The following is a 26,774-nucleotide window of genomic DNA, read 5'->3' as shown; positions in this document are numbered from 1 at the left end:
ATTAATGCGGATTGGTATTAAAACTGGCAAAGAATAATTGCTTGTTGAATTTCATAGGGAATACAGCTGATAATACTCGGCCGTTTTTTCCATCGTCATCCACCGCCAATAAGAGGAAGTTTATGTTAATCACCACTACTTTGGAGTTGTTCATTTCACGTGTTTAAATCTTTCTTATTGATAAGCCTCATTTTTTCGAACTTAATTTACTCTAGTGCTAGTGGCGAAGAGTGGTTAGACGATTTCGCTAAGCGGGTAAAAACCAAAACAGCGAAGCAACGCGTTCCTGGCTATTTGTTCGCCTTTATAGAGGAAGGTAAGCCCGCTAAAATGGTGGTATCTGGTAAAACAGCCAACAACGGAAGCGCGATTACACCGCAAACTGTGTTCCGTTTGGCGTCAGTGTCGAAAACGTTCACCTCTATTTTGATGGCGAAAATGGTCGATGAAAACAAACTTAGTTGGCAAACCCCTGTCAAGAAAATGACCAGCGAATATTCATTCGATAACAGCAAAAATTTGCAGTTAGCGCATATTGTGGGGCAGTCGAGCGGCTTTTCACCTAATGCTTATGACAATTTAATTGAGGCTAACTATCCGGTAAAACGTGTACTTAGCATGCTCACTGATTTAAAGCCTTTATGTTCGCCTGGTGAGTGCTACACCTACCAAAACACGCTCTTCGGTGTAATCGAAGAATACTTTCAAGAAAATAACACCTCTTATGGTGAGCAGCTAGAAAGCGAAGTTCTGCGCCCATTGAGCATGAAAGGGGCGAGTGTAGGGCGTGACGGCCTTGTCGCGGCAGACTCATGGGCGAAACCCCATGTTGCTATCGCCAAAAATAAATGGCGTAGTGTTAAGGTGAATGAAGATTACTACCGATTCTCGCCCGCAGCAGGTGTGAATGCCAGTGGCGCCGATATGGTGAAGTGGGTTGGGGCATTATTGGGTGAACAACCCAATGTGATTGGGCCGCAAATTATCGATCAGGTTACTCAGCCTCGAGTTAAAACAAAACGTGAAATGCATAGACGTTTATGGCAGCGATATTTAAAAGATGCTCATTACGGGCTCGGTTGGCGTGTTTATGATTTCGATGGGCATAGACTGAATTACCATGGTGGTTGGGTAAAAGGGTATCGAGCTGCCGTAGCGTTTGCCCCAGATCAGAAAGTCGGTTATTTCATGTTAATGAATGCGGAATCTAATCTGATAAATGATTTTACCGCTGATTTTTGGGCCAGCTATTTTAAACATTATGACGACCAGCAGAAATTAGCAGCAAAGTAGTGTCTCTTATCTAAAATGAAAAAGCCCGGTTTCGACACTGTCGAAACCGGGCTTTTTGTTTGCGCTAATCTTATACCAATCCGCATTAATAAGTGACCGTCTCAGAATGCGTCCAGCGGTTTTTGATTAAGGCGTCACTATGTAGTAATGGTTGTTCCCTTTCAAATAGTGAGAACGCAGAGCAAAAGCCGCTGAGGCATTCCTTGCAGGCGAGTTTTGAAAGGGCTTACACTGCGTTGCATGACTTCGAAAGAGAACAACTATTCATTCAGTCATGCGCCTTGTTTAAGCCCTTTTAAACTCTCGCTGAGTGACCACTTATTAACGTGGAATGGTATTAGTTGGTTTTTAAGTAGGTGTAGCCTTTTAAGCAATCTTCGTAAAAGTCAGTCCATTTTACTGCTTCACGTGGTTTCATTGCGCCACTTGATATGTGTTGGTCTATCATACGTTTCACAGACTGTGCCATCGCATCAGGGTTATATTGCATGATAGAAAGCACATCTTGTACTGACGAGCCCTTGACCATTTCTTCAATGTAGAAGTCTTCAGGGTCGTCATCGTCACCAAAAATATGTACTTCGTTTAAGCGACCAAACAGATTGTGCATGTCACCCATTACATCTTGGTAAGCACCCGTTAGGAATAAACCTAAATAATAGTCTTCCCCTTTTTTAAGAGGCGGCATGGGCAATACGTCAGAAATACCGTGATCAACAACAAATTGATCCAGTTTACCGTCGCTGTCACAGGTTATGTCGACAAGTGAACAATTAACCGTGGGTTTTTCGTTCATGCGTGCAATGGGCACGACTGGCAATACTTGGTCAATAGCCCAGGTATCAGCAGCAGATTGGAACACTGAGAAATTGCATAAATACTGCGACGACAAGTTGTAGTCTAATTCCTGTAGTTCTTCAGGAACAAACTCTGCGTCTTTCAATCGATACTGCAATTTCACCATGATTTGCCAATACAAGGTTTCAATTTTACCTAGCTCTTCTAATGAAATAACACGCAGCTTGAAAGCACCGACAGCGTGCTCTTTCCATTGAGATGCATCATTGAAAATTTCTTGTAGATTGTCTTGCGAGTCGACACTTTGTGCTAACTCACGCATGTTGTTTAGCAACACGTGATCATTCGGTAGCGGGTCGGTTGGTAGTTCAGCACTGTTTGCGCGAATTTCACCAACGACTTGAGCAACCACGCAACTGTGGTGAGCCGTGATAGCACGACCACTTTCGCTGACGAGGGTAGGGTGCGGCACACCTTCTAGATCGCACACTTCGCGCATGCCATAAACCACATCGGCTACGTACTCTTCCATGGTGTAATTGCGGGATGAATCGTTGGTCGACTGGCTGCCGTCATAATCGATACCTAAACCGCCGCCAACATCGACGTATTCTAATTTAAAGCCCATACGGTGCATTTCGGCATAAATACGCCCGCCTTCACTGATGGCTTCTTTTACTGCACGAATGTCTGTTAACTGACTACCAATGTGGAAGTGCAACAATTTTAAACACTCGCCCATACCTTGGCTTTCTAGGTAACGTGCGGCGCAAATCATTTCGCTGGTTGTTAAGCCAAACTTGGCACGGTCACCACCTGAGCTTTCCCATTTACCTCTGCCTTTGACGGTCATTTTTGAGCGAAAACCGATAATAGGCATAACATTTAATTGCTTTGCGGCATCGACGAGCAAGCCAAGCTCTGAGTATTTTTCAATGACGACGATCATTTTGCGGCCAAGCTTGCGGCCTAACAATGCCAAACGCATAAACTCAGCGTCTTTGTAGCCGTTTAGAATAGTAAGAGAGTCAATATTGGTATTGTACGCCATAACGGTGATCAACTCGGCTTTTGAGCCAGCTTCAAGCCCGTAGTTAAACGGCGCACCCGCATCTACTATCTCTTCAACCACTTCACGCATTTGGTTAACTTTCACCGGATAAACGCCCATGTATTTACCCTGGTATTGGGCTTCTTCGATGGTATCGATAAACGTTTGATTCAGGCATGCCACTTGCGAGCGCAAAATATCGTGAAAGCGCACAACAACAGGAAATTGAATACCTTCTTGCTTAATTTCCTCGATGACGGATTGGAAGTCGATACGCATATTCTTATTTGAAAGATCGGGGGTAATTTTAAGATTACCGTTTGACCCAATTTCGAAGTAACCTGCACCCCAACGCTTTACGCCGTAAACGCGCTCTGCATCATCGATTGTCCAATCTGATTGTTCTGCCATTAGCAATATTACCTAGTTTAGGGACGTTAAAGTCGCGCATTATAGTGAACAAATATCTTCAACGCTATGGTGCTGAAGACAGTTTAATAAATTCTTTATTTGGTTAATTAGTAGACGGTAAAAAATGTTGATTTTTACTGCAAAAATATACACCAAAGCTCAGCTCGCTCTAATATGCAACTGCACTTCGGCCGTTAGTATTTGTGAATTCCATCTATATCAAACGTACGTTATCACGAACCCGCGGTATGCAGCTATTCTCGCTTGCGTTCGCACGGTGGCGTGTTATTTGCTCACGGTCATGTGGAAAACCAAGATGAAATAATGGTTATACCTGCTAATTATGTAAAGTAGGTTTTAACCTACATGGTCATAGCTATTGTAATTGGTATAAGACCAATAATAATTTGTAGTAACAACAATCATTACTTGACGAAACATCTGTGCTAGTACAGGTTGTTCTTGCTAAAAAGTAATCAAAACGGAGCCTCTCGGTAAGCTTATGCATGATAATAATTGCTCTACACCTTCCATGGAAGACCCTGAACATATTCTGGAATTACGCCATCTAACCATAGATGATTATGCTGATGTTAAGGAGTTAATGGACATCGTCTATTCACAGGTGGGTGGTGCTTGGCCTTTGAAAAACTTTCAGTCTCAACTGAATGTTTTTCCTGAAGGACAAATTTGTATAGAAGATAAGGGCAAAGTCGTAGCGGCTGCCATTTCGGTCATCATTGACTATGACAAGTTTGGTGACAAACATACATACGAAGACATTACCGGCGATGCCTACATGTCAACGCACGATCCCAAAGGAGATGTACTGTACGGAGTGGACCTATTCGTTTCTCCTGAATATCGTGGCCTGCGCTTAGGACGCCGTTTATATGAAGCACGCAAAGAAGTGTGTCGTAATCTCAATTTGAAATCTATTGTGGCGGGGGGGCGGATCCCCAACTACACCAAATATGCGGCTCAGATGTCACCATACGAATATGTGGAGCTGGTTAAGTCAAAAGACATACACGACCCTATTTTAACCTTTCAGTTGTCTAATGGTTTTGAAGTTAAACAATTGCTAAAAGCGTATTTCCCTGAAGACAAAGCTTCTCGTGGGTACGCTACGCTTTTGCAGTGGCACAATATTTATTACGACCCTGAAGAGCCAGAGTTGTTGGGTAGTCAACGCAACTCTGCTCGAATAGGCTGTATTCAATGGCAAATGCGTTATTTCAATGACGTGCCTGAATTGCTTCAGCAGGTGGAGTATTTTATTGATGCCTTGTCAGATTACAAATGTGATGTGGCTCTGTTTCCTGAGTTTTTTAATGCTCCGTTAATGGGTATCAAGCAAGCAGATACGTCTATCGATGCGATATGGAATTTAGCGACTTACACAGATGAGATCCTCACTGAAATTTCCCGTTTAGCTGTTTCATACAATATCAATGTGATAGCAGGATCAGTTCCTGTGATTGAGGAGAATGAATTATATAATGTGAGCTATTTTTGCCATCGAGACGGGCGAGTTGAAAGCCAATATAAGTTGCATCCGACACCTCATGAAAAGAAAGATTGGATCATGCAAGGCGGTAATCAACTTCAAGCGTTCGACACAGATTTTGGCAAAGTAGGCATACTCATTTGCTACGATGTGGAGTTTCCTGAATTAGGAAGAATTTTGGCGGAACAGGACATTCAAATCTTGTTCGTACCGTTTTGGACAGATACTAAAAACGGCTACTTACGTGTTCGTCGTTGCTCACAAGCCAGAGCAATTGAGAATGAATGTTATGTTGCTATTGCCGGCAGTGTAGGCAACTTGCCTAAAGTGGATAATGTGGACATTCAGTATGGACAAACAGCCGTTTTTTCACCTTCTGACTTTTCGTTTCCTCATGATGCCATTGTATCTGAGACAACACCAAATACAGAAATGACCCTGATCGTAGACTTAGATTTTGACAAGCTCAAGCAGTTGAAAAACGAAGGTTCGGTACGAAATTACTTAGATCGCCGCCGAGACCTATACGAAGTTAAATGGAAGGGCCCAAAGTAAGTAAGCATTTACTTTCATAGGTTGTCAGCATAGGAGGTACGTTTTCTATGCTGACATTTCTCGGCTAAACTTTGGGGGAGTAAAACGATTAATCGAGAGGGGAGGTTAGTATAGGCTAACTTCTTACTTTTCTACCCTTCATATTGAAATACCTCTTCTAATGATTGACCAAAAACTTCTGCGATTTTAAAGGCAACTTCTAACGTTGGTGAATACTTACTTTTTTCAATCGCCATGATCGTTTGTCGTGTGACACCGACCAGTTCTGCTAGCTCTTTTTGCGTCATTTCATCAGCAAAAAAACGCAGTTCGCGGATTTTATTTTTAATGGGAACATTGGCCACTTTAGGCCCCTTTTCTATAGAAAAACACTTGGCTTGAAAAACGAGCCACTTCGGAAATGATAAAACTGAATAATAAAATGTGAGCACTTAAAAGCGGAAAAGTTGCGGCAAAATGTGCTTCAGCTATCTCAGGTAAAATCGCTCCTAATAATATATGTCCTAGGGTCACTATGACACCCAAAATTAGGATAGTGTACCCAATGCTATTTGCTTTCATTTGATAAAATTTGTCTCTTTCGTCCTCTGCTTCTTGCGCATCTTGCGGTGAAAATATCGCTACAACAATATGTAAAATCACCTCAACAAAGATGGTCATCAAAACGGCTTTTACGATTAATTTAGCCGCGATGTTGTTGGCCTTTTCTATGGGGAGTGAGCCGAGCCCTTGAAGATTTAAAAAATAATAACCAAAAATACATACTGTCGATATCAAGGATATCCATATACTCTTTTCTTTGAATGACATGATAAATAGCCCATTGTTGGAATAGGCAGTCAGAATAATATTGAATAAACTTAAAGTAAAGTATTTTTAACTTTTGGTTCTATATTTCATTCATGGGGTTTGTTATTCGCACCTCTATTGCTACTCACCTATGTCTTCATTCCATAATTCAGGCTTATCGCGAATAAAGTCATTCATTAAATCGATACACTCTTGGCTGTGGACTAGGTCAATGTTAACCCCTCTCGATTTCAACAAAGATTCCTCCCCTTGGAATGTTTTATTTTCACCGATGACCACCTTAGGAATGCCATACAGAAGAATTGTGCCGCTACACATGCTGCACGGTGATAATGTGGTGTATAGGGTCGACGCCTTATATACGCTTGCTGGCTGACGCCCTGCATTCTCAAGCGCATCCATTTCACCATGCAAAATGGGGCTGCCACTTTGTACGCGCCTATTGTGTCCGCGTCCGATAATCTCGTCTTGATATACAAGCACAGAGCCAATAGGTATGCCACCTTCGGCTAGCCCTTGTTTCGCTTCATCTATTGCCGCCTGCATAAATTTGTCCATAAAGCCCTCATATTTTTATTTAGTGTTATTTCGTTTGATTAGTCATAGCGTCGTTATTTAGGACTTCTGTGACTGGTCTTAAATTTACCCTTACCTTACATGATGCTGAAATATCTGGACACGCTTTATGAAAAAGAATAGGGCTTGTGTGTGGTACTATTTATCGTCTGTTACGCCTCAGTTATTTCGCAGCATTGTCGAAATATTTACTCGTTATAAGAAAATCGTCTCACTTTCCCTTCGCGCTTGTGATCTAACATTTCGATGAATCGTTTAAGAAAACTGTCACGGGGCGCCGTTATTATGATGTAAACATTAGGAGGATAGAATGACACTTTTAGTTGATACCCATTCTCACACCGTTGCGAGCACACACGCTTACAGCACAGTGCAGGAATATGCAGTACAGGCCAAGCTGAAAGGCATGCAAATGTTTTCACTAACTGAACATGGCCCCACTATGCCTGATTCTCCTCACCCTTGGCACTTCGGAAATCGCCATGTATTGCCGCGCTTTGTCGATGGTATAGCCATTTTGCGTGCGATTGAGGCGAATATTATGCCGCCAAAAGGCGGTCATGATATCCCTAACGGGCTTCATCCATTTTTAGATTTTGCGATAGCAAGTTTTCATGAGCCCGTTTTTGCCCCGCAGAGCAAGGCACAGAATACCCAAGCTATGATTAAGACCATCGAGACGGGTGACATTCAAATTATTGGTCACCCAGGTAATCCTAATTTTCCAATTGATATTGCTGAAGTGATCCGCGCTGCAAAAGACAATAATGTAGTGCTAGAAATCAACAATAGTTCTTTCAAAGGCTCACGCTCTGGAAGTGCACCAAATTGTAAACAAGTCCTGGAAATAACAGACCAACTTGATTGGAAGGTTGTTTTTTCAAGTGATGCTCATGTAGCCTTTGACGTAGGAAACGACACGTCAAGTATGGCAAGCGCCAAAGAAGTCGGTTTTCCTATGGAACGTGTTGTCAACCGTGATGCGCATCGATTCGTTGAGTTTCTTGGTCAGCACAATAAGTCTGTTGTTGCTGAATTACAGGACTGGTTAGCAACACTTTAATTCAAAGAAGTCATTTAAACGCTGGTTTTAGAATTTCCTCTTAAAACATATCGCTTGTCGTGCGCTAAGGTATTAGCCGCAACATTTTTTATATTTTTTACCACTACCACACAGGCATGGATCGTTCCGACTCGGCGTTTTAGCGAACGTTTGAGTGCCTGGTAGTTGTAACAAGGTATCAAGCTGGAGTGTATTCTCTGGCTGATCTGGGTCAAGAGTAATCTCAGCATAAAGATTATGTTGTTGAAGTACAGCGCGTAACTCGCTTTCTCTTTCAGGTGTCTGTACTTGTATTGCTAAGGGAGCATTTTCGCTACCGAGTTTCGTTTTACGCTGGGTGTTGTAACCAAAGCGTTGGTATTTTTCCCTTGGATCGATGCGGCCCTTAAAGAAAAACTTAGACATGATGCTTCCTACTAGCAAAAAATGGCCGCAGATTTTAGCAGGCTTTCCTCCAAGTCCCTATTTATTATTGCATTTACATCACGGTGATTTTTTTACCCAAGTTGTGTGCATTCAGCAAAAGTATCAATAAATATACCCATGTATTTCGCTGGTTATTTCTTCGCCATGCTTATTGCTGTTTAATCCGCGCCATCTGAGCAAGACTCATTTTAACCTTAGGAATACTCATGCTGAAATCTCTGAAAATCACTGCTGTTGTCGCTATTGCTTATGCTTCAGTTTTGTCCTCTGCGCAGGCAGGTGTCGCTGAAGATTTGCAAAATATTTGCACTATTGTCAAAGCAGATGACAAAAGTGAACTTCGCAAAAAAATGAAGAAAGTAGAGAGTGATTATCGCTTGAAACTGCAAGATTACTATACGGGCATTAGTTGTGAAGGCGAAAGCTTGATAAGAATTGCATTTTTAAACAATGCGTTGGAAACGGGTGAGCTTATGATTAAAAAGATGCCAAAAAGTTTGCTAAACGCAGCAGAAAGCGATGGTAAAACGTTACGCGCATGGGTGTCAGAACGTAAGTTAATGACATCACCTATCGCGAATGTTTTGAACGAGCGAATTTAAGCACTAAATTTATTCTATAACGGAACAGTACTTATAAAAAAGCGGCTCTACAGGAGCCGCTTTTTGTATCTAATGTGCGATTCAGCTGTCGCTATTCACTTTCATTTGCCTCTTGGTCTGGGTCATCATTTATGCCTTGTTCGACCGCATCCACCGGCTCCAGAAAGATTTGAACATAAGAGGCGTAAATACTAACCAACATTACCGGCAAGACGATTAGAAAACCTAGCCCAAGTGTAAACATGCCGAAAAGGAACATGGGTAATAAAATTAAGCCGTACATGAAAAAAGGTAGTGTATTTAAAAAGCAGGCTACAAAGCTCAGCCTTAACGCTGCAAAAATAGATAAATCGTGGCGAATAATTAGAACCGGAGCAAACCACAAGGCCATCATTAACGGAATAAGCAATAGCGTTGCGATTAATACGGAGATCGCTAGATTATTTACATCGAAGTCCGCGGGCAATGCTTCCATGTTTTCAGTTAACATGGCCATATATGTGTCACCTAGGGTTATCCACATAATTAAACCTGAGACCAGCATACTAACCACGCCTAGGCCAACTAACTTAGATAGGTTATGTTTAAAACCAGCAAACATATACTGACTAGTGAACGGTTTGTCCGCTGCTGATTCATAGCATCCCAGCATCAAGCCTGCGATAAAGACATAATTGAGTAGCCCCCCTGCAAGTTGCCCAACGATAGGGATCACAGACATAAGAAGCGAGAAAACGAACCAAATCAGTATGCAGGTCACCCAAGCACCTGGGTAGCGCTTAAAATGCAGCTTTCCTTCGCGTAGCCATGAAATGACGTCTTTCGTTTTACATACCTTAGGAAAAACTAAACGATACTCTTCACGCTTAGGTGACGAAGGTAAAGATGAAGACGATTGCATATAAACATTACTCTCAGTGTTAATTATTAAAAAGGCGCTAGCCTATCCTGTCAAAGGGAATGTTCAAGAACAAGACGAAAAGGAGCCATATGTTGTAACTCGGTGTTGCTAATGTCCCACATTTACAAAACCGTGAAACGGTGTTGATAGGGAAACTCTATAAATTTCAGTAGATTACAGTCTGGCATGGAAATAGCTACAAGTTAAATATAAATCAACCTTACCGACCTCTATAACTAGGAGTCCTTTGTAGTCTCATACTTTAGTTAGGTCGCAGCACGGTAAAATACAGGAGACAAGCATGTATTTCTTCGTCATCATAGTGTGTGCTTTGACCACGCTGCTAACATTGCGAAAAGTGACTATGTTAGAAGGAGCAGTGCATGGTCTTGGTAAAATAATCTGTTACTTGGGTCTAATCGTCTTTATGGTGAGTACCTTAGTGAGAGTTATACTAAATCGCTTGAATATTCGAGCAGTGTAAATTTAAGGAACGAAAATGAAAAATACATTTACTAAAACAGCCGCGGTGATCTTTATTGCATCATTATCTCTTGCTGCATGCAGCGAGAAGAAAGAGCCAACTACTGGCGAGAAAGTAGACTCTGCAGTACAAACCAGTAAAGAGAAAATGGAATCTGCCAACGAAAAATCTAAAGAAGCATTTGAAGACGCAAAAGCTGAAGCATCTGACGCGTACGCAGACGCTAAAGAAGAAGCCGCTGATGCATATGACGATGCTAAAGAAGCGACAAAAGAAGCCTACGAAGATAGTAAAGATAAAGCGTCTGAGTGGATGGAGAAAAGCAAAGACAAAGCGAACGAAATGAAAACTGATGCAGCAAACGCGATGGAAGATGCTTGCGAAGATGCTAAATCTCAAATGGACTCAGACGACACTGAGTGCTAATGACAGGCACGCTGTTTCGATAGAATAATTTAGCAGTTAAAAATGCCGCTCTTTTTTAAGAGCGGCATTTTTGTTTGGTGCTGTTAAAAGAAGGTTTAAGCCAACTGATTAAACAGAGACTCTAGGCTTAGCCCTTTGTGCCCTAACATGTCTTTGAGCCTACGCAGGGCCTCAACTTGAATTTGGCGAACGCGCTCTCGCGTTAAGCCAATTTCTACACCCACATCTTCAAGGGTTGAAGGTTCATAACCCAACAAACCAAAGCGTCTCGCGAGTACTTCACGTTGTTTAGGGTTTAAATCTTCCAACCAGCCGACAATGCTCAATTTCACGTTTTTATCCTGTAAGTCTTCTTCAGGATCGTGACCATTGTCATCAGCAATAATGTCAAGCAATACATTGTCATTATCACTGCCGATAGGGGTATCAACAGACGTAATACGTTCATTCAAGCGAAGCATTTTTGTCACATCTGCAACAGGTCTTTGCACTGCTTCGGCGATTTCTTCTGCGGTAGGTTCATGATCTAATTTTTGTGCTAACTCGCGAGAAGTACGCAAATAAACATTTAGCTCTTTCACCACATGAATGGGTAAACGAATAGTGCGAGTTTGGTTCATTATCGCTCGTTCAATCGTTTGACGTATCCACCATGTCGCATAGGTAGAAAAACGAAATCCACGCTCAGGATCGAATTTTTCGACTGCTCTGATAAGACCTAAATTACCTTCTTCAACTAGGTCGAGTAGAGCCAACCCTCGGTTGTTGTAGCGTCTTGCTATTTTGACGACTAATCGCAGGTTACTGACAATCATGCGTTGTCGGGAGGCTTCGTCGCCTTTGAGGGCTCGGCGTGAAAAATATACTTCCTCTTCTGCTGATAGCAGTGGAGAAAAGCCAATTTCACCGAGGTACAATTGGGTGGCATCGAGATTCTTACTCGGGGCATCTTTGCTAGAGACGATATCTTTGAAGGTGTCTTCAGACTCTTTCTCTGCTTTTACTAATTCTTTTTCAACGGCTTCTTCGATGTCGTCGACAAGATCTAATTCTATGGTAGCGCTGTTTTGATGACTCATGGGTGACTCCTTAGCTATAACTAATTCCTAGACTTCTCCTGTTTTCTTATAATTATTTATTGTTATTATCGTTTAGGCAGATAACGCGAGGGGTCTACAGATTGGCCCTTGTAGCGCACTTCAAAATGAAGTTTAACTGTGTCGGAACCGCTTTTGCCCATGGTCGCTATTTTTTGTCCTGCCCTAACCCACTGTTGTTCTTTAACCAGAATGCTGTCGTTATGGGCGTAGGCGCTCAAAAATGAATCTGAATGCTTTACAATAACCAGCTTTCCATATCCACGCAGGGCATCCCCTGTGTAAACAACTTTGCCTGCAGCGGCCGCCAAAATTGGTGAACCTAAGTTCCCGTTGAAATCTAAACCTTTGTTACCGTGTTCTGTGTTAGCAAATCCACGTGAAACAGAATGCTTAGTCGGCCATAGCCAAGCCGTGATTTTGTTCGGAAACTTACTGCTGGAAGAGGCAGTTACCTCTTTTTTAACAGTGGTGTTAGAACCACCATACGCCTGCTTTTTAGGGGGGTCAACTGCTTGATTTGTTTTTAAATTTGAACTCAGACCAGTACGATTATTAGACTTTTTGCTGATTGACCTTGATGGTTTTTTGAGCGTTAAGCGTTGGCCAGGGAAGATGTTATACGGAGGTCTAATATTGTTTAAGTGTGCGATATCTTGGTAATTTTGTCCACTCTTCCACGAAATTGAATAAAGCGTATCGCCTTTTTCGACAGTGTAGATTTGAGAGTGATAGGAAGACTTTTGCACATCGCGAAAGGTTTTACCTTGATAAAGCTCAGTGATAGGCGCAGGTGCTTTGCGACCCGAACAAGCCGCTAAGCTAATGCACAGCATAAGAGTAAGCAATGTAAGTGCTTTTCTTCTCATACCTTTGAAATGCCCATAAGAATATTCAAGGTTAGCAAGCTCACTCCCGAGGTGTTGAACCTACCTTTTCAAGTAATAACACTGCGCCTGCACCCAAAAAGGTCAGTGTGATGGCGTACCATAAATAAGATGGCTGATTTGTTATCATTTCAAATGTGCCAGGTAGGATATTCTCTTGCACTAGCGGGATTGTCTTGCCATGACTGTTCACTGTCGATTCCAATGTTTGCTTCCACGGCCATACTTTGTTTAATGACCCAAGCATAAAACCGCCTAGTAAGGCTAAGGTTAGTGTGCGATGAGTGCTGAACATCCAGTTTAATACGCGTGAAAAACTCAATAAACCGAACACACAGCCAACGGCAAACAAGGCTAACGTAGCGATTTCAAGGTTTTTGATAGCGGTTAGGATAGGGGTATACATGCCCAAGAGTAACAGGATAAAGCTGCCTGATATGCCGGGCAAAATCATTGCGCAAATGGCTAACATACCGGATAAGAATACAAACAAGTTGGTCGGCTCAATAGCGCTCGGCGGGATCATGGTAATCAAATAAGCCGCAAGTGTGCCAAACAAAAAGAAGGCGCTAGTTTTGATATCCCATTTTTCAATATGTCGCACTAAGGACCAGATAGCGGCCAATATTAAGCCAAAGAAAAATGACCATAACATCACCGGATAAGCATCGAGCCAATATAAAACCAGTCTTGATACAGTGAAAATACTAAACATAACACCGAGCAATAAGGTCAGTAGAAATGCGCCATTGACGTGCTTCCACGCGGCTGAAATGCCTTGACGAAAAAGCACTGTTAACGCTTCAGGGCCGCACTGTTTCAAGGAAAATATAAGTTCTTCATATATACCGGTAATAAACGCGATTGTACCGCCAGAAACGCCAGGTACTGCATCGGCTGCACCCATTAACATGCCCTTGGCAGCTAGTGCTAAGGTCTCTCGCCATGATCGTTTAGTTTGCATTATGTTTTAATCAATCCCTGAGGTTATTCAGTCATTTTGAGCTGTTAATTTAATTAAGCCTGCTCGTTAGCCGATGAAACATTAAATAATGTCACCAGCCACAAGCGGCACAAAGCGTACTGCTTCAATGATTTTCTCGTTAAATTCATTCCCTTCACGGGTGATACAATGAAGTTGCTGGCTTTGTTCACCAACAGGAATAATCAAACGGCCACCGTCATTGAGCTGTTCTACTAATTTTGTGGGAACTTGGCTAGCGGCGGCGGTGACAATAATGGCATCAAAAGGGCCTTTACTGGACCAGCCCTGCCAGCCGTCTCCATGCTTCATAGAGACATTGTGTAGATCTAATTGGTTCATTCTGCGCTTAGCTTGAAACTGCAAACTTTTGATCCGTTCAACACTGAACACTTTATCAAAGAGCTGAGCCAAAATAGCGGTTTGATACCCTGAACCTGTGCCAATTTCTAATACCGCTTTGGGCGCATTGCTTGATGCTAAAAGCAACTCGGTCATTTTGGCAACTATGTATGGTTGCGATATGGTTTGCCCTTGACCAATAGGTAAAGCAGTATTTTGATACGCTTTATGGCGCAATGCATCAGGCAAAAACAATTCTCTGGGCGTACATGCCACAGCATTTAACACTGATGCGTTTACTATGCCTTCTTGTTTTAATAGCTGGGCTAGGCTTTCCCCTTTGCGTGAAGAAACTCTCATGTAACTGTTTATCCAACGTGTGTGTTGTTAATGCCAAATGGTGAACAGTGATAACGCTTTAAAGCGCGCGCTATTCTGTTTCTAATCATTATATTTTTGTAATCCATTGTCGCACATCTTCCATAGATTGATGAGCGGTCATATCAACTGATAAAGGCGTTACTGAACAGTAGCCTTCACTTATTGCATTAAAGTCGGTCCCTGGCCCTGCATCTTGCTCTTCGCCAACAGGACCATACCAATAAATGGTTTTTCCTCTTGGGTCGGTATCCTTAATCATTGTTTTTGCACGGTGCCTTCTGCCTTGTCGTGTCACTTTTATCCCTTTAATCTCGTCAAAGGGTAAATCAGGTACATTAACGTTCAAGATTTGGTCGGCAGCTAATGGGTGCGCTTGCAGATGCGTGACGATACGACGCACATACTTGGCTGCGCTGATAAAGTTATCACTTGTGTGGGCACAGAGCGATACAGCAATAGCAGGTAAGCCCATGTATCTGCCTTCGGTTGCCGCTGCAACCGTGCCTGAATAAATCACGTCGTCACCCAAATTCGCACCGTGGTTAATGCCAGAAATAACAAGCTCAGGATCTTGCTGTAAAAAGCTATTAACGCCCACATGTACACAGTCAGAAGGTGTGCCATTGACTGCGAAGAATCCGCTTTGCATTTGCTCCATACGCAGTGGCTGCTGAAGTGACAAAGCGTTGCTCGCACCGCTGCAATTGCGATCCGGTGCGATGACCGTTAATTCATGGTCTTCTTTAAGTTCGTTATATAGCTCAGCTAGCCCTTGAGCGAAAACGCCATCATCGTTGCTTAATAGAATTCTCATTCGCTGCTACCTGTATCGATTGATTCAATATGTAAAATCTCCCGCAAAATGGACGTAGCAAAAGTGCCTGAGGGTAAATCGAAGGCGATACGCAGGTTATTTTGCTGCCAAGTCCAGGTGAGATTGCTTGGATACAAAATAATAGGGCGCCGTTCTTGTTCTAAACCTAAATCCGCTAGTGTTTTGCTGACTTTGGGGTGCTTGCTAATCACACTTTTTTCAAGCGCTAACGCTGAATCTGTGGATGCAAGCTCACCTTTGCCCCATAACGGCGCTGATATATAGATGTCTCGGTCGGCTAACCGCTGATTGATTGTCTCATCGATATGCTCACTGACGAAATAACTGGCGTTGCCTGCCAGTGACATCACATCACCTTCCAGTGGTTGATTGAAATAACCGGCGGCAATACGCTCGCTGAGTACTTCATTGAACAACCATGAGCGCAGCGCAGAAATCGCCATCGAACGTTTATTGCGGTTACGAATGGTTTCACCTTCGAGCATTTTTTCTGCTAGCACCAAGTTACTGCCTTTGGGATCGTAACGGCTGTCCCCAAAGCGCTGGGGACCGTAATAATTTGGTGCGCCGCTTACATTCACTTGTTCGATGCGCTTTTCCAGTGCATCTGTCTTTATGACATCACGCAACAAAATGGTAAATTTATTACCTTTTAACACACCCGTTCGCAACTTCTTATTGTGGCGAACAGCTTTTAGGACTGTTGCACCGGGTACGCCAAGTTTTGACCAGTCATACTCAGCTTTACCGGGTTTATGTACCCCAAACCACTGCTCACTGACTGAGTGTTTGTCTTTGCGCCCAGCATAGGTGACAGCGCGCAATGGCAGCTGAGCAAACTTAGCGATCTGTTCTGCTAGGTAGGCAGTATTTAAGCCTTCTTTTCTTACCCATAGATAAATATGCTCGCCTTCACCAAGGGGTTTGTAGCCAAGTATTTCCTGGACGATGAAATCTTCGGGTTGCTGTTTGAATGTTCCCCTAGCTTCGGGTTCGCTATGTAGGTAGTGCCATTGGTTAATCTGCATTAAATCTAAACCGTCTCAACCTGATTGAGTAACACTACGGCGTAGCAAGCGATTCCCTCTTTGCGGCCAGCAAAACCTAACTTTTCAGTCGTCGTGGCTTTAACATTCACTTGGTTTAGCTTGGCGTTGACATCTTGACTGATGTTTTCTCGCATTGCTTGAATATGCGGCGACATTTTGGGTGCTTGCGCCACTATGGTTAAATCCAAGTTGCCGATTTGGTAACCTTGTTGCTGAACGAGTGTCATGACGTGACGTAATAGTTCGCGACTATCCGCACCTTTAAACTGTGCATCAGTATCAGGGAAATGTTTGCCTATATCGCCAAGAGCGAGTGCGCCTAATAATGCATCGCATAGTGCATGCAAAGCTACATCGCCGTCAGAGTGGGCTAATAAGCCTTGTTCGTGTTCGATTTTCACACCGCAAATCGTAATTGGGCCGCTATCGCCAAATTTGTGTACGTCGTACCCATGGCCTATGCGTAAGTTCATAAGGCTACCTTGTGTTGTAAATAAAACTCGGCCAATTGTAAGTCCTCTGGTTGGGTGACTTTAATATTACTGCTTCGCCCTTCAACCAAATGTACTTTACCTTGAGCCCACTCTATCGCGGATGCTTCATCGGTAATCTGCACTTTTTGTTTCAGTGCGCTCGTTAAGGCACTGCGCAACAAGTTCAGGGGGAAAAACTGTGGGGTTAATGCGTGCCATAAATTATCACGACATTCAGTATGTAAGATTGCTTGTGATGAGCTACCGCGTTTCATCGTGTCTCGTGCGCGGTAGGCGAGTATGGCTCCGTGGGGAGAATGTGTTGCAATCGCTAACAATTTGCTTAGGTCGTCATGGGCTAAGCAAGGGCGGGCGGCGTCATGCACTAATACCCAATCTTCATCTTGTATGCTATCAAGCCCGGCTAATACTGAGTCAGCACGTTCGCTGCCGCCATGTACACGCTTTACCCAAGGTTGGTTAGCAAGGGGTAATTGGCTAAAGTACTCATCTTCAGGGCTCAGGGCGACAATAACTTGCTTGATCTGTGGGTGCGCGTACAGGTTGTTTAGGGTATGTTCTAAAATCGTTTTCCCAGCGATAGTCAAATACTGTTTGGGTCTGTCGGCTTGCATACGCTGCCCTATCCCAGCGGCGGGTACAACTACGGTATATTGGGGAAGAGATGACATGGTTAATTATTCTTCGCTTGGGAGTATTCGGTAGAACGTCTCACCTTGTTTGATTAAGCCTAACTCGTTTCTTGCTCGTTCTTCTACGGCTTCAAGGCCAATTTTAAGATCTTTTATATCTGCTTTAAGTAAGTTGTTGCGTTGTAGCAACCCAGCGTTTTGCTTAGCTTGTTCGGCTACTGATTTTTCCATCGCAACATATTCGGGAATACTGTTTTTACCAAACCATAATCGATATTGTAGTGCAGCCAACAGAACGAAAAGGAGTATAGGGACTACTTTCATTTTTGTCGGCTCCTTTTTTATGGGTTAGGGGTGTTATTCAATCGTCAATTGGCAGGTATTATGCCGAGGTTTTTTCATCGCGGCTAGTGCTTGCTCACCGTACCTAATAGATGGCAAGCGAAAAGGCCAGCTAATCGTGCTGACCTTACTTGAAGAGTCACAAAACACATATATGGCTAGTTAAATAACTTACCTTTGAGTTTATCTTTTAACTTGTCTGTTAATTCGTCTTTTTTGTTATCAACGACGCTGTTTAATTTACTATCAAGCATGCTTTGTATGCTACTCAAATCGCCATCCGCGACCTTTTCCCAGTCAAGCCACTGGTCCATTTCTGAATCAGTTGCCCCTAAAGGCCCTTCAATTTTAGCGTTCAGTTTCTGTTTCAGCTCACCTAATTTACTGCTTTGTTCACCCGTTAAATTGTTCAACATTACTGCGGTCAATTGCTTGTCTAAATCAGAACTCACGCTCAGATCGAGATCGCCTAATGTACCACCAATATCTGAATTAATGGTCAAATTGCTCAGCCCAGCTAATGTTTCAGCAATGACTTGCGTCAAGTTGTTACTTCCAGTCGCGGCTAGGTTCAACTGACTAAGGGCAGCATTGCCCGTACCTGAAATCACATTTTTATTAATGCTGGCTTTACCTGAACTAGACAATAAACCCTTGAGTAACGTAGACGATAATTTTTCTTGTTCTAATAATGAAATATCAGATAAGGCTAAACCGCGCAAATTCCAATCCTGATTGGCTTTTACGCCAGTGTCATTTAAATAAAAATCGCCGTTTAGTTGCAATGACTGCCATAGTGAGCTGACACTTGAGTCCACCTTGAAAGTTGTAGGGCGGCCAATTTTATCATGCTGATTGGTGATGTCGCGCCAAACACTAAGCACACTTTCACTGCGCCATGTAACGGATATATCAGCTTTTCGCACTAAAAAATCCGGTAGTGCGGCTGTGTCATCAAACGCAATCCAGCGGCCATTGTAGGCTTCTTCTTCGGCTTGCTCTTCTTTGCTTTTCGCTAACATGGGTGCGGCTAAATCGTAGGCACTTAGCACGTAATGGCTGAACTCACCGGCTTTTTCGCCAAACACCATTGTGGTGACATCTTGAATTGCTCCTTGATCGCCGGCAATCACCGCCTGCAGTTGAGCGTAATCTTCTCCAGGGGCGGCCTTTAGTTCTGCTAAGCGTGGAGCCATATCGGCTTTTGCTTCACTGGCGGCGTCTTTAAATGCGGTAAGTTTAGCTTTGTCCTCTTTAATTTCTTCGCGCAAAGCATCAAATTCTTCTTTGGCTTTTGCCAGTTCAAGCGGATTTTTGTAATCCGTATTGGTAATCGCTTCAACCCGTTTCTTGTAATTCTCTAAGGCGTCTTTGCTAGGGAGTTGCGCGTATCTTTCTTTTAATATTTCGCTGTGTTTTTGATATGCAGCTTGGGTTTCTTCAACGGCTCTGGTGGTTTTAAGCGGTGATTTTTCCAGTATTTCGTCAACGCTAGGTAAGTTTTTAGGATCGAAGGCTTCCTGCAATTCTTCTTTAATTGCGGCTTTTGCGGTGCGATAAACTGCTCCTTCTGATTCTCTTGGTTGGGCAAACTGCACACCACTGATGGTTAAATCATTGATGATGACTTTGCGCAATAACAATGGGGCGAGTTCGATCTTAGCGGTGACTTCATCAGCTTGAGCTTGGTTTTGCGTTGGCGTAGCCGGATCCGTTAATTGGATACCTGTAAAGGTGACACCAAAAGGAGAAAAAGTATGGTTTACTTGTGCAATATTGACCTCAGCCCCCGTGGTGGACTCTAGGGTTTTAACCGCTGCAAGCTTAATCCAAAAATCCAAAAATACGATGATAATGGCAGCAATAAGCCCAGTCACAACGAAGAAAGCGATAAGCCCTTGCCAACGAATCAATTTCTGCATGCTACTCTCCTAACGTCTGATAAATTTGATAGATTCGGCTTCCTTTAAGGAACTGCACTAACTTTAATTTGTTCACCCACTGCATAAAGCGCACACGATATTGCACGACTAATATTTTACTGATGACTAAAATAAAGGGCGCTAGCATCAAGCTAAAGAGTAAGCTGCCTAAGGTAAGGGTATGGTAAAACTGCGTGAGTTGACCAAACGTGGAGTTGTATAGCCCTGTCCACATGGCGTTTAAATCAGTCGAGACGAGCAAAGACTCACCCATGCCTGACATGAAAGGATTCAACAGTAATGTTAGCCCTGAGAAAAGTGCATAAGCGAGCAAGAAGGTACTAAGATTGACTCGTAAAAACAGCACAATGAATAGAATAAGAAGGCTGTGTAAACCCCAAAAAGGGGTAAGCCCCATGATCATCCCTAACATGACACCAAAAGCCAGTTGCCAAGGGCTGTCGTCCGAGTTCAATGCCTTTAGTAATTTTGCTAAAAGTTGCATAGATAAGTCCTTGTATTAGTAACGTTATTTTTACGACTCAGTTGCGACCAACTAGTTCATCTATCGCGATATAGCTGCCCAATGAAAAAAGCAGCCCACCGCTTAATCTATTTTGCCAAACTTCAAAGGCTGGATAGCGGTTAAGCCATAGCCCTAATTTACCCGCAAGCATAGCCACACACACATCACACATAAAAGCGATGAGTGCGTATATGCCGCCCAAAATGGCAAACTGTAGGATCACTGACCCGCTATCTTGCTTAATAAATTGTGGTAAAAAAGCGATAAAAAACAATGCTGTTTTAGGGTTTGTCAGTTCAACGAATATACTTTGCATAAAAATACGCGGAATCGACATGACTGTCACTCTTGGTTTACCTTTTTCGTCGGGCTTATGACGAAATAAATATAACCAGCCTAGGTAAAGCAGATACGCCGCTCCGGCTAGCTTTAACAGCATAAATGCCAAAGGAAAGTAAATAAAGATGGCGGCTAAGCCGAACGCTGTTGCTAACACATAAACGAATGAGCCCACCGCCATTCCGCCGGCAGCCGCGAGCCCAGCGTTATGCCCTTGGCTAATGCTGCGTGCCATAATGTACAAATTAGAGGGGCCTGGGGAAAGGCTGAGTAACAAAGCTGCAAGTGAAAAAGACAGCAATATATCCATGGAGGGCATACTCATTTCCTTAAATTAATACGGGCCTGATGTAGTGCAAATAAATGCGAAAAAAAATGTAAAAGAGAGTGCAAAAAAGCCGCCATTTGGCGGCTTTAGTCGATGAGGTAAACTCTACATCCAGGTGTCACTTTTACGCCGTTTTTTCGGTAGATAAGCGATTATTACCCCTAAAATCAAACTGATAAGCGCTACAATACCACCTCGCGTAAACCACTGCATTTTCGCTGTTTGATCAGCAGCATCGAGTTTCTGACTGAAATCAGCATTTTGTTCTTCTAGTGTTTTGAGTTGCTTAGTTAAGGTATTGTTTTGCGCTTGTAACTCAGAAAATTGCTGGCGTAAACTGTCATTTTCGCCTTGTTGGGCGTTGTTACTGCGGGTTGCATCAGCAAGCTGTTGTTGCAAGCCAGGTACCAATTCTCGTAAGCTTTTTTCAGGACTTACAAACTCACCGTCAACCCACCCAGTACGATCTTTATCGTCTACGATTTCAACGTAGTTACTGTCGCTGTCAGTTTGCAAAACTTTGACTTCTGTTCCTGCCACCACTGAGCCAAGAATACGGTAGTTTCTGCCCGGCCCTGAATGTAAGAAGGTGAATAAATCATCTGAAATATACTGAGTTTCCCCCTGAGATTGTTGGGCATTTGCCTGTGATATAGGCAACAAAAATAAGGCGCAGGTAACACTGATTAAAAATCGCTTTAGCATAATAAATATATAGTCTCTGAATGTCTGGCTCGATCTTATGGCCTTGCTATATGAAAGGCAAGAGGCGAACCGGATTAGTCTTTTACCAAGACCTTTGCGTTGTACTGCACAAAGGGGAAAGGTAAGGTACTTTTTTAAAAAATTAAATGACAGTCACTATGGACATAGAAATTGAATTAAAGTTGCTTGCAACACCCAGCGCACAACAAGATATTTCAACTTGGTTAAGGCAAAGCACCCTAAATTACAGGGTTTTTCCGGGGAAGCAACTACGAAATGACTACTTTGAGACACCACAGCGTACATTGCGCAAACATGATATTGGTCTGCGCATAAGAGGGCACAACGGTGAGTTTGAACAAACCGTAAAAACAAAGGGCCGTGTCATTGCTGGTATGCATCAGCGGCCAGAATATAACGTGCCGCTGTCAACGCCAGATTTAAAGCTAGACCTATTTGAGCTTGAAATATGGCCCCAGAGCATTGATGTTGCTGAGCTTGAAAGTCAGCTGTACACGATGTTTTCAACTGATTTTTTGCGCCATACCTACCTGATAACATGGGATAACACTACTCAGATAGAATTGGTTTTTGACATCGGCAAGATTACCGCAAATGGCAGACAGGTTGATATTTGTGAAATCGAACTAGAGCTAAAAAGTGGTGATCCGCGTCAACTTTTCGAGTTGGCTAAGCAACTTGTTAATGTCACCCCTTTGCGTTTCGGATTGCAGTCAAAAGCAGCGAGAGGTTATCAATTGGCTGATAATCGCGCTGATGAACAGTATGAGCCGCCAACACACTTTAATGCGTTTCCTGATAAACCTTTAATTGAGAATGCGGTTTCAGCTCTGGAGCAAGCATTATCAGTATGGCAGCAAGGCGAGGCTGCGTTTTATCAAAGCCAAAACATTGATGACTGGCGTACCATGCGAGCAGGTATCTCTTTGGTGCAAGAAATAATCGCCGTTTATCAATCGTCATTTGTCACATCTGCATCGGCTGAGACAGATGAAAGTGCCCCTGCAGCGGATGTGTTAGCGCTTCAGAAGAAACTAAGCAGCTTGCTCATGCACTACCAACAAACAGACACTCTATTAGCTGCGCAGTATATGCAGGCTCATCATTTCCTTGAACTAAATGAAGTGCCGCACCATGCAGTTGTGAATCTTCAACTAAACGAGTTCATAGAGAACCGTAATCTGCTGACTATGCTCAACGATGTACTTGCTAACCTCGAAAACATGCGCGTGCAGTTATCGTTAGGCGCTTTTTGTATGGATGTGGCGAAAGAGGAGGGCGCGCGCACTGCGCAAATGGCTACGCACGGCAAAAAGCAGTCAACGCATAGCGCGTTGCAGCAATTTATTACTGATGCACTTTTAACCGATGAAGAAAACGTAGTACAAAGCCGTAATAAACTTGCTGCGTGCAAGGTCCTATGGGGGGAGTTAATTTTAGAAAGGGCGTTACAAAGTGACATTAATCCTTGGTCCGTTTTTCGTCGTGAAGACAAAATAACCATGTGTAAAGCATTGAAAAACCTGCTTGAAGAGCAAGTACTAAGGTTAGACCCGAAGATTGAACAAGCGCTGCTGGCATGGTGCGCTAATAATGAATCGATTTAAGTAATCGATTTTTAGAACTTTAACCTTTTGTATTAATTGGCATGCTAACGTCAATACCCAGTTTATCTACGATTATATGAAAAACGGTGATATCAACCTACGTAACTAGTGTGCTAGGCCACTAGTACGTCTAATAGCAAAGTGGAGATGAAATGAAAGCGTCAGATTTATTTGTTAAAGCCCTCGAGGCAGAAGGTGTTGAATATATTTTTGGTATTCCTGGTGAAGAAAATCTAGATTTACTGGAATCTTTGCGTGACTCAGACATTAAATTAGTTTTGACACGTCATGAGCAAGGGGCGGGTTTTATGGCGGCTACTTATGGTCGATTAACCGGTAAAGTGGGCGTGTGCTTGTCTACCTTAGGCCCAGGGGCCACTAACTTAGTTACACCTGGTGCTTACGCGCAGTTAGGCGCCATGCCCATGTTGATGATAACAGGGCAAAAACCGGTTAAAACCAGTAAGCAAGGGCGCTTTCAGGTAATTGATGTTGTCGACATGATGCGCTCGATTACCAAATACACCACTCAAGTTGTGAGTGGTGACCGCATTCCATCTGTGGTGCGTGAAGCATTTCGTCTTGCCCATGAAGAACGCCCAGGCGCAACGCATATTGAACTGCCTGAAGATATTGCCGCCGAGGCCACTCAAGCACAATTGCTTAAGCCAAGCACTTCACGTCGCCCTATTGCAGAATACAAAGCGATTAATAAAGCTATTGAGATGATCGAAGCCGCGCGCTCGCCACTGTTGTTAATAGGTGCGGGAGCAAACCGTAAACTCACTTCAAAAATGCTCAAAGAGTTCGTTGAAAAAACCGGTATTCCTTATGTGACCACGCAGATGGGTAAAGGCGTATTAGATGAATCCCATGAGTTGTTCATGGGTAACACAGCGCTGTCTTCTGGTGACTTTGTACACCGCGTTATCGATAGTTCAGACTTGATTATTAACGTTGGTCATGACGTTGTAGAAAAACCGCCGTTTTTCATGAAACACGGTGGACGAGAAGTTATTCATATCAATTTTGAGCCTGCTGCAGTTGACCCTGTTTACTTCCCGCAATTAGAAGTTGTGGGCGATATCGCCAATAGTATTTGGCAGATTAAAGAACAAATTCAACAGCAAAGTGCGTGGGAATTTGGCTTCTTTAAAAAGGTCCACCAAGCCTATCTAGATCATAAAGCAGAAAGCGAAAATGATGACCGCTTCCCTGTTTTACCTGAGCGGTTTGTTAAAGATATTCGCGAGGCCATGCCGCGCGACGGCATTGTCACGTTAGATAACGGCGTATATAAAATTTGGTTCGCGCGCAATTATCCCGCAGCCCTGACCAATACGTTACTGCTAGACAACGCATTAGCAACAATGGGCGCAGGCTTGCCATCAGCTATGGCGGCGAAGATGGTTCACCCTGATAAACCCGTGTTGACTGTCTGTGGTGATGGCGGCTTTATGATGAACAGTCAAGAGTTAGAAACAGCCGTGCGGTTGAATTTACACATAGTCGTCATCATCCTAAGAGATGATGCTTATGGCATGATCAAGTGGAAGCAAGCCAATATGCAGTTTGCTAACTACGGTTTGGATTACGGCAACCCTGACTTCGTAAAATACGCTGAGAGCTATGGTGCAAAAGGTTGGAGAGTAGAAGCGGCAGAAGAGATTTTGCCACTGGTGAAATCTTGTTTGTCCGAACCTGGCGTTCATGTCATTGATGTGCCAGTTGATTATAGCCTTAATGATCAAACGTTGAACGAAACACTTCGTGAACGTAGTCAACAGTTATAAGGAGGACAGTATGTTAGCTAAAGAATATCCCTACTACCTTGCCAGTAAAGCAGTGTATGCCAATCGTGATTTAGAAATCACCAACAAATACACGGGAGAGGTAGCGACCTATGCAGCGTTAGCAGATGCTGAGGTGATTGACCAAGCGATTGCTGCCGCTGAAAAAGCGCAACCCTTGCTGAACAAAATGGCTCCTTACGAGCGCCAAGAAATTTTAAATCATTGCGTGAAGCGCTTTGAAGAACGTTTTGATGAATTGGCCCATGCCTTATGCATAGAAGCCGGTAAGCCGATTAAAGATGCTCGTGGCGAAGTTACGCGTTTAATTGATACCTTCAGAATCGCCGCAGAAGAGTCTGTGCGTATGAAAGGCGAAGTGCTCAATTTAGAAATTACCCCGCGAGCCAAAGGTTACCAAGGCCAATATAAACACGTGCCAATTGGTCCATGTTCGTTTATTTCACCGTTTAACTTCCCCTTGAATTTGGCCGCCCATAAAATCGCTCCTGCGCTCGCGGTAGGCTGCGCCTTTGTGATGAAACCGGCTAGCCGTACGCCACTTGGCGCGATTATCATCGGTGAAATTTTAGCTGAAACAGATTTACCAGAAGGTGCGTTTTCAATCTTGCCTTGTAGCCGTGACGGTGCTGATTTATTTACCACTGACGAGCGCTTCAAATTGCTTAGCTTTACAGGCTCGCCTCAAGTGGGCTGGGATTTGAAAGCCAAAGCAGGTAAGAAACCAGTCATCTTAGAATTAGGCGGTAATGCTGCCTGCGTAGTAGACGAAGACACCGACCTTGATGATGCTATTGAACGCATTATATTTGGTGCTTACTATCAATCAGGACAAAGCTGTATCAGTGTGCAGCGCATATTGGTTCATGAAAAACTGTATAGCGAGTTCAAACAGCGTTACACAGAAAAAGTGGCCAATCTCGTTCACGGTGATCCTCTTGAAGAAGATACCTTTATCGGCCCTATGATTTCTGAGTCGGAAGCCAAGCGCTTAGATAACTGGATCCAAGACGCGGTTAAAGGCGGGGCGACCTTGTTAGCCGGCGGTAAACGCGATGGCGCTATGTTACAAGCTACATTGCTTGAAGGCGTTGCGCACGATGCAACCGTTAACGCAGAAGAGGCCTTTGGCCCTGTATCTATCATCAGTTCGTTCAGTGATTTTGATGACGCATTAAAAGAAGTGAACAATAGCCAATTTGGTTTACAGGCTGGTATTTTTACTCGTGATATCTATAAAGCCCATAAAGCATGGGACGAGTTAGATGTCGGCGGTGTAGTCATTGGCGACGTTCCGAGCTGGCGAGTCGATAACATGCCGTACGGCGGTGTGAAAGAATCAGGCTTAGGGCGTGAGGGCATCACTTACGCCATGGACGACATGACTGAAATACGCTTAATGGTGTTAAGAACACCGCAATAGGCTTAGTTCATTGCTTAACGATATTAAGGCGTCAATAGACGCCTTTTTTATGTCTGCGGCGTTTAATACCATTCCACGTTAATAAGTGATCACTCAGCGAGAGTTTAAAAGGGCTTAAACAAGGCGCATGACTGAATGAATAGTT

The 26,774-nt window shown here is 43.4% G+C and carries 28 protein-coding genes; 8 read left to right on the top strand and 20 right to left on the bottom strand.

All coding sequences use genetic code 11. The annotated features are described in order from the left end of the window. Position 1: 1 nt before the first annotated feature. Positions 2-154, bottom strand: a complete 153-nt coding sequence (locus GCHA_RS22945) for a hypothetical protein (protein WP_007985384.1) — start codon at positions 152-154, stop codon at positions 2-4. A gap of 5 nt (positions 155-159) precedes the next feature. On the opposite strand from GCHA_RS22945, the gene GCHA_RS04175 reads away from it, so the two are divergent. After that, positions 160-1,293 (top strand): serine hydrolase domain-containing protein, encoded by a 1,134-nt coding sequence (locus GCHA_RS04175; protein ID WP_007985382.1) that lies wholly within the window; start codon positions 160-162, stop codon positions 1,291-1,293. A 337-nt stretch (positions 1,294-1,630) separates the two neighbouring features. Here the strand turns inward: GCHA_RS04175 and speA are convergent, their stop codons facing one another. Continuing rightward, positions 1,631-3,553 (bottom strand): biosynthetic arginine decarboxylase, encoded by a 1,923-nt coding sequence (speA, locus tag GCHA_RS04170; protein WP_007985380.1) that lies wholly within the window; start codon positions 3,551-3,553, stop codon positions 1,631-1,633. 502 nt (positions 3,554-4,055) lie between these two features. Here speA and GCHA_RS04165 point away from each other — a divergent pair. Further along, complete coding sequence (locus GCHA_RS04165) at positions 4,056-5,618, top strand: bifunctional GNAT family N-acetyltransferase/carbon-nitrogen hydrolase family protein (RefSeq protein WP_013754793.1); 1,563 nt, start codon at positions 4,056-4,058, stop codon at positions 5,616-5,618. Positions 5,619-5,749: 131 nt separating this feature from the next. Here GCHA_RS04165 and GCHA_RS04160 read toward each other — a convergent pair whose 3' ends face one another. From GCHA_RS04160 to GCHA_RS04150, 3 genes are all read right to left on the bottom strand, one after another. Further along, positions 5,750-5,962: a helix-turn-helix transcriptional regulator gene (locus GCHA_RS04160; RefSeq protein ID WP_006992993.1), complete on the bottom strand. Its 213-nt coding sequence runs from the start codon at positions 5,960-5,962 to the stop codon at positions 5,750-5,752. Position 5,963: 1 nt separating this feature from the next. Then, positions 5,964-6,428: a hypothetical protein gene (locus GCHA_RS04155; RefSeq protein WP_007985369.1), complete on the bottom strand. Its 465-nt coding sequence runs from the start codon at positions 6,426-6,428 to the stop codon at positions 5,964-5,966. A 120-nt stretch (positions 6,429-6,548) separates the two neighbouring features. After that, a complete protein-coding gene (locus GCHA_RS04150) occupies positions 6,549-6,986 on the bottom strand; it encodes a nucleoside deaminase (protein WP_007985368.1) in 438 nt (145 codons plus the stop codon). A gap of 328 nt (positions 6,987-7,314) precedes the next feature. Here GCHA_RS04150 and GCHA_RS04145 point away from each other — a divergent pair, with 328 nt between their 5' ends. Then, positions 7,315-8,067: a phosphatase gene (locus GCHA_RS04145; RefSeq protein WP_007985365.1), complete on the top strand. Its 753-nt coding sequence runs from the start codon at positions 7,315-7,317 to the stop codon at positions 8,065-8,067. A 72-nt stretch (positions 8,068-8,139) separates the two neighbouring features. On the opposite strand, the gene GCHA_RS04140 is transcribed toward GCHA_RS04145, so the two are convergent. After that, on the bottom strand, positions 8,140-8,472 hold the full coding sequence (locus tag GCHA_RS04140) for a PBPRA1643 family SWIM/SEC-C metal-binding motif protein (protein WP_007985363.1): 333 nt from the start codon (positions 8,470-8,472) through the stop codon (positions 8,140-8,142). 227 nt (positions 8,473-8,699) lie between these two features. Here GCHA_RS04140 and GCHA_RS04135 point away from each other — a divergent pair, with 227 nt between their 5' ends. Next, on the top strand, positions 8,700-9,095 hold the full coding sequence (locus GCHA_RS04135) for a DUF3718 domain-containing protein (protein ID WP_007985358.1): 396 nt from the start codon (positions 8,700-8,702) through the stop codon (positions 9,093-9,095). A gap of 91 nt (positions 9,096-9,186) precedes the next feature. Here the strand turns inward: GCHA_RS04135 and GCHA_RS04130 are convergent, their stop codons facing one another. Further along, on the bottom strand, positions 9,187-9,996 hold the full coding sequence (locus GCHA_RS04130; RefSeq protein WP_007985356.1) for a BPSS1780 family membrane protein: 810 nt from the start codon (positions 9,994-9,996) through the stop codon (positions 9,187-9,189). Between the two features lie 499 nt (positions 9,997-10,495). Here GCHA_RS04130 and GCHA_RS04120 point away from each other — a divergent pair, with 499 nt between their 5' ends. After that, positions 10,496-10,906, top strand: coding sequence for a hypothetical protein (locus GCHA_RS04120; protein ID WP_007985353.1), 411 nt, complete (start codon positions 10,496-10,498; stop codon positions 10,904-10,906). Between the two features lie 95 nt (positions 10,907-11,001). On the opposite strand, the gene rpoS is transcribed toward GCHA_RS04120, so the two are convergent. From rpoS to GCHA_RS04055, 13 genes are all read right to left on the bottom strand, one after another. Next, positions 11,002-11,985, bottom strand: a complete 984-nt coding sequence (rpoS, locus tag GCHA_RS04115) for an RNA polymerase sigma factor RpoS (RefSeq protein WP_007985352.1) — start codon at positions 11,983-11,985, stop codon at positions 11,002-11,004. 65 nt (positions 11,986-12,050) lie between these two features. Next, entirely contained in the window at positions 12,051-12,872 is an 822-nt protein-coding gene (locus GCHA_RS04110) for a peptidoglycan DD-metalloendopeptidase family protein (RefSeq protein ID WP_007985349.1), read from the bottom strand. Positions 12,873-12,912: 40 nt separating this feature from the next. After that, the gene (locus tag GCHA_RS04105) at positions 12,913-13,854 is read right to left on the bottom strand and encodes a polyprenyl-phosphate transporter (RefSeq protein ID WP_007985347.1); all 942 of its coding nucleotides are present in this window, start codon (positions 13,852-13,854) and stop codon (positions 12,913-12,915) included. A gap of 81 nt (positions 13,855-13,935) precedes the next feature. Next, positions 13,936-14,574, bottom strand: a complete 639-nt coding sequence (locus GCHA_RS04100) for a protein-L-isoaspartate(D-aspartate) O-methyltransferase (RefSeq protein ID WP_007985344.1) — start codon at positions 14,572-14,574, stop codon at positions 13,936-13,938. 88 nt (positions 14,575-14,662) lie between these two features. Then, positions 14,663-15,409 (bottom strand): 5'/3'-nucleotidase SurE, encoded by a 747-nt coding sequence (gene surE / locus GCHA_RS04095; protein ID WP_007985343.1) that lies wholly within the window; start codon positions 15,407-15,409, stop codon positions 14,663-14,665. Beyond that, positions 15,406-16,458 carry a tRNA pseudouridine(13) synthase TruD gene (gene truD, locus GCHA_RS04090; protein ID WP_007985342.1) on the bottom strand — a complete coding sequence of 351 codons (1,053 nt, stop codon included), beginning with the start codon at positions 16,456-16,458 and terminating at the stop codon, positions 15,406-15,408. Before truD ends, surE begins: the two co-directional genes overlap by 4 nt. A 5-nt stretch (positions 16,459-16,463) precedes the next feature. After that, positions 16,464-16,952: a 2-C-methyl-D-erythritol 2,4-cyclodiphosphate synthase gene (gene ispF / locus GCHA_RS04085; RefSeq protein ID WP_007985341.1), complete on the bottom strand. Its 489-nt coding sequence runs from the start codon at positions 16,950-16,952 to the stop codon at positions 16,464-16,466. After that, positions 16,949-17,644: a 2-C-methyl-D-erythritol 4-phosphate cytidylyltransferase gene (gene ispD, locus GCHA_RS04080; protein WP_083881820.1), complete on the bottom strand. Its 696-nt coding sequence runs from the start codon at positions 17,642-17,644 to the stop codon at positions 16,949-16,951. The genes ispF and ispD overlap by 4 nt, the downstream gene beginning before the upstream one ends. A gap of 6 nt (positions 17,645-17,650) precedes the next feature. Then, positions 17,651-17,929, bottom strand: a complete 279-nt coding sequence (ftsB, locus tag GCHA_RS04075; protein WP_007985339.1) for a cell division protein FtsB — start codon at positions 17,927-17,929, stop codon at positions 17,651-17,653. Positions 17,930-18,105: 176 nt separating this feature from the next. Further along, positions 18,106-19,869 carry a TIGR03545 family protein gene (locus GCHA_RS04070; protein WP_007985337.1) on the bottom strand — a complete coding sequence of 588 codons (1,764 nt, stop codon included), beginning with the start codon at positions 19,867-19,869 and terminating at the stop codon, positions 18,106-18,108. Between the two features lies 1 nt (position 19,870). Beyond that, complete coding sequence (locus GCHA_RS04065; protein WP_007985336.1) at positions 19,871-20,374, bottom strand: TIGR03546 family protein; 504 nt, start codon at positions 20,372-20,374, stop codon at positions 19,871-19,873. A gap of 37 nt (positions 20,375-20,411) precedes the next feature. Continuing rightward, positions 20,412-21,053 carry a LysE family translocator gene (locus GCHA_RS04060; protein ID WP_007985335.1) on the bottom strand — a complete coding sequence of 214 codons (642 nt, stop codon included), beginning with the start codon at positions 21,051-21,053 and terminating at the stop codon, positions 20,412-20,414. 114 nt (positions 21,054-21,167) lie between these two features. After that, on the bottom strand, positions 21,168-21,767 hold the full coding sequence (locus tag GCHA_RS04055; protein ID WP_007985332.1) for a TIGR04211 family SH3 domain-containing protein: 600 nt from the start codon (positions 21,765-21,767) through the stop codon (positions 21,168-21,170). A 158-nt stretch (positions 21,768-21,925) separates the two neighbouring features. Between GCHA_RS04055 and GCHA_RS04050 the strand changes: the two genes are divergently transcribed. The 3 genes from GCHA_RS04050 to GCHA_RS04040 all read left to right on the top strand — a co-directional run bounded on the left by GCHA_RS04050 (position 21,926) and on the right by GCHA_RS04040 (position 26,629). After that, on the top strand, positions 21,926-23,395 hold the full coding sequence (locus GCHA_RS04050) for a CYTH domain-containing protein (RefSeq protein WP_007985331.1): 1,470 nt from the start codon (positions 21,926-21,928) through the stop codon (positions 23,393-23,395). Positions 23,396-23,547: 152 nt separating this feature from the next. Beyond that, on the top strand, positions 23,548-25,188 hold the full coding sequence (locus tag GCHA_RS04045; protein ID WP_007985329.1) for an acetolactate synthase large subunit: 1,641 nt from the start codon (positions 23,548-23,550) through the stop codon (positions 25,186-25,188). Between the two features lie 10 nt (positions 25,189-25,198). After that, on the top strand, positions 25,199-26,629 hold the full coding sequence (locus GCHA_RS04040; protein ID WP_007985327.1) for an aldehyde dehydrogenase family protein: 1,431 nt from the start codon (positions 25,199-25,201) through the stop codon (positions 26,627-26,629). Positions 26,630-26,774 lie beyond the last annotated feature (145 nt).

Origin of the sequence: Paraglaciecola chathamensis S18K6 (assembly GCA_000314955.1) — a bacterium.
GTDB classification, from domain to species: domain Bacteria; phylum Pseudomonadota; class Gammaproteobacteria; order Enterobacterales; family Alteromonadaceae; genus Paraglaciecola; species Paraglaciecola chathamensis.
This window is presented reverse-complemented; position numbering and strand designations above follow the sequence as displayed.

Excerpts from the sequence above, each read along its gene's own strand:
- GCHA_RS22945 (WP_007985384.1), bottom strand. The coding sequence starts at position 154 with ATGAACAACTCCAAAGTAGTGGTGATTAACATAAACTTCCTCTTATTG.
- speA (WP_007985380.1), bottom strand. The coding sequence starts at position 3,553 with ATGGCAGAACAATCAGATTGGACAATCGATGATGCAGAGCGCGTTTAC.
- GCHA_RS04165 (WP_013754793.1), top strand. The coding sequence starts at position 4,056 with ATGCATGATAATAATTGCTCTACACCTTCCATGGAAGACCCTGAACAT.
- GCHA_RS04155 (WP_007985369.1), bottom strand. The coding sequence starts at position 6,428 with ATGTCATTCAAAGAAAAGAGTATATGGATATCCTTGATATCGACAGTA.
- GCHA_RS04150 (WP_007985368.1), bottom strand. The coding sequence starts at position 6,986 with ATGGACAAATTTATGCAGGCGGCAATAGATGAAGCGAAACAAGGGCTA.
- GCHA_RS04145 (WP_007985365.1), top strand. The coding sequence starts at position 7,315 with ATGACACTTTTAGTTGATACCCATTCTCACACCGTTGCGAGCACACAC.
- GCHA_RS04140 (WP_007985363.1), bottom strand. The coding sequence starts at position 8,472 with ATGTCTAAGTTTTTCTTTAAGGGCCGCATCGATCCAAGGGAAAAATAC.
- GCHA_RS04135 (WP_007985358.1), top strand. The coding sequence starts at position 8,700 with ATGCTGAAATCTCTGAAAATCACTGCTGTTGTCGCTATTGCTTATGCT.
- GCHA_RS04130 (WP_007985356.1), bottom strand. The coding sequence starts at position 9,996 with ATGCAATCGTCTTCATCTTTACCTTCGTCACCTAAGCGTGAAGAGTAT.
- GCHA_RS04120 (WP_007985353.1), top strand. The coding sequence starts at position 10,496 with ATGAAAAATACATTTACTAAAACAGCCGCGGTGATCTTTATTGCATCA.
- rpoS (WP_007985352.1), bottom strand. The coding sequence starts at position 11,985 with ATGAGTCATCAAAACAGCGCTACCATAGAATTAGATCTTGTCGACGAC.
- GCHA_RS04110 (WP_007985349.1), bottom strand. The coding sequence starts at position 12,872 with ATGAGAAGAAAAGCACTTACATTGCTTACTCTTATGCTGTGCATTAGC.
- GCHA_RS04105 (WP_007985347.1), bottom strand. The coding sequence starts at position 13,854 with ATGCAAACTAAACGATCATGGCGAGAGACCTTAGCACTAGCTGCCAAG.
- GCHA_RS04100 (WP_007985344.1), bottom strand. The coding sequence starts at position 14,574 with ATGAGAGTTTCTTCACGCAAAGGGGAAAGCCTAGCCCAGCTATTAAAA.
- surE (WP_007985343.1), bottom strand. The coding sequence starts at position 15,409 with ATGAGAATTCTATTAAGCAACGATGATGGCGTTTTCGCTCAAGGGCTA.
- truD (WP_007985342.1), bottom strand. The coding sequence starts at position 16,458 with ATGCAGATTAACCAATGGCACTACCTACATAGCGAACCCGAAGCTAGG.
- ispF (WP_007985341.1), bottom strand. The coding sequence starts at position 16,952 with ATGAACTTACGCATAGGCCATGGGTACGACGTACACAAATTTGGCGAT.
- ispD (WP_083881820.1), bottom strand. The coding sequence starts at position 17,644 with ATGTCATCTCTTCCCCAATATACCGTAGTTGTACCCGCCGCTGGGATA.
- ftsB (WP_007985339.1), bottom strand. The coding sequence starts at position 17,929 with ATGAAAGTAGTCCCTATACTCCTTTTCGTTCTGTTGGCTGCACTACAA.
- GCHA_RS04070 (WP_007985337.1), bottom strand. The coding sequence starts at position 19,869 with ATGCAGAAATTGATTCGTTGGCAAGGGCTTATCGCTTTCTTCGTTGTG.
- GCHA_RS04065 (WP_007985336.1), bottom strand. The coding sequence starts at position 20,374 with ATGCAACTTTTAGCAAAATTACTAAAGGCATTGAACTCGGACGACAGC.
- GCHA_RS04060 (WP_007985335.1), bottom strand. The coding sequence starts at position 21,053 with ATGCCCTCCATGGATATATTGCTGTCTTTTTCACTTGCAGCTTTGTTA.
- GCHA_RS04055 (WP_007985332.1), bottom strand. The coding sequence starts at position 21,767 with ATGCTAAAGCGATTTTTAATCAGTGTTACCTGCGCCTTATTTTTGTTG.
- GCHA_RS04050 (WP_007985331.1), top strand. The coding sequence starts at position 21,926 with ATGGACATAGAAATTGAATTAAAGTTGCTTGCAACACCCAGCGCACAA.
- GCHA_RS04045 (WP_007985329.1), top strand. The coding sequence starts at position 23,548 with ATGAAAGCGTCAGATTTATTTGTTAAAGCCCTCGAGGCAGAAGGTGTT.
- GCHA_RS04040 (WP_007985327.1), top strand. The coding sequence starts at position 25,199 with ATGTTAGCTAAAGAATATCCCTACTACCTTGCCAGTAAAGCAGTGTAT.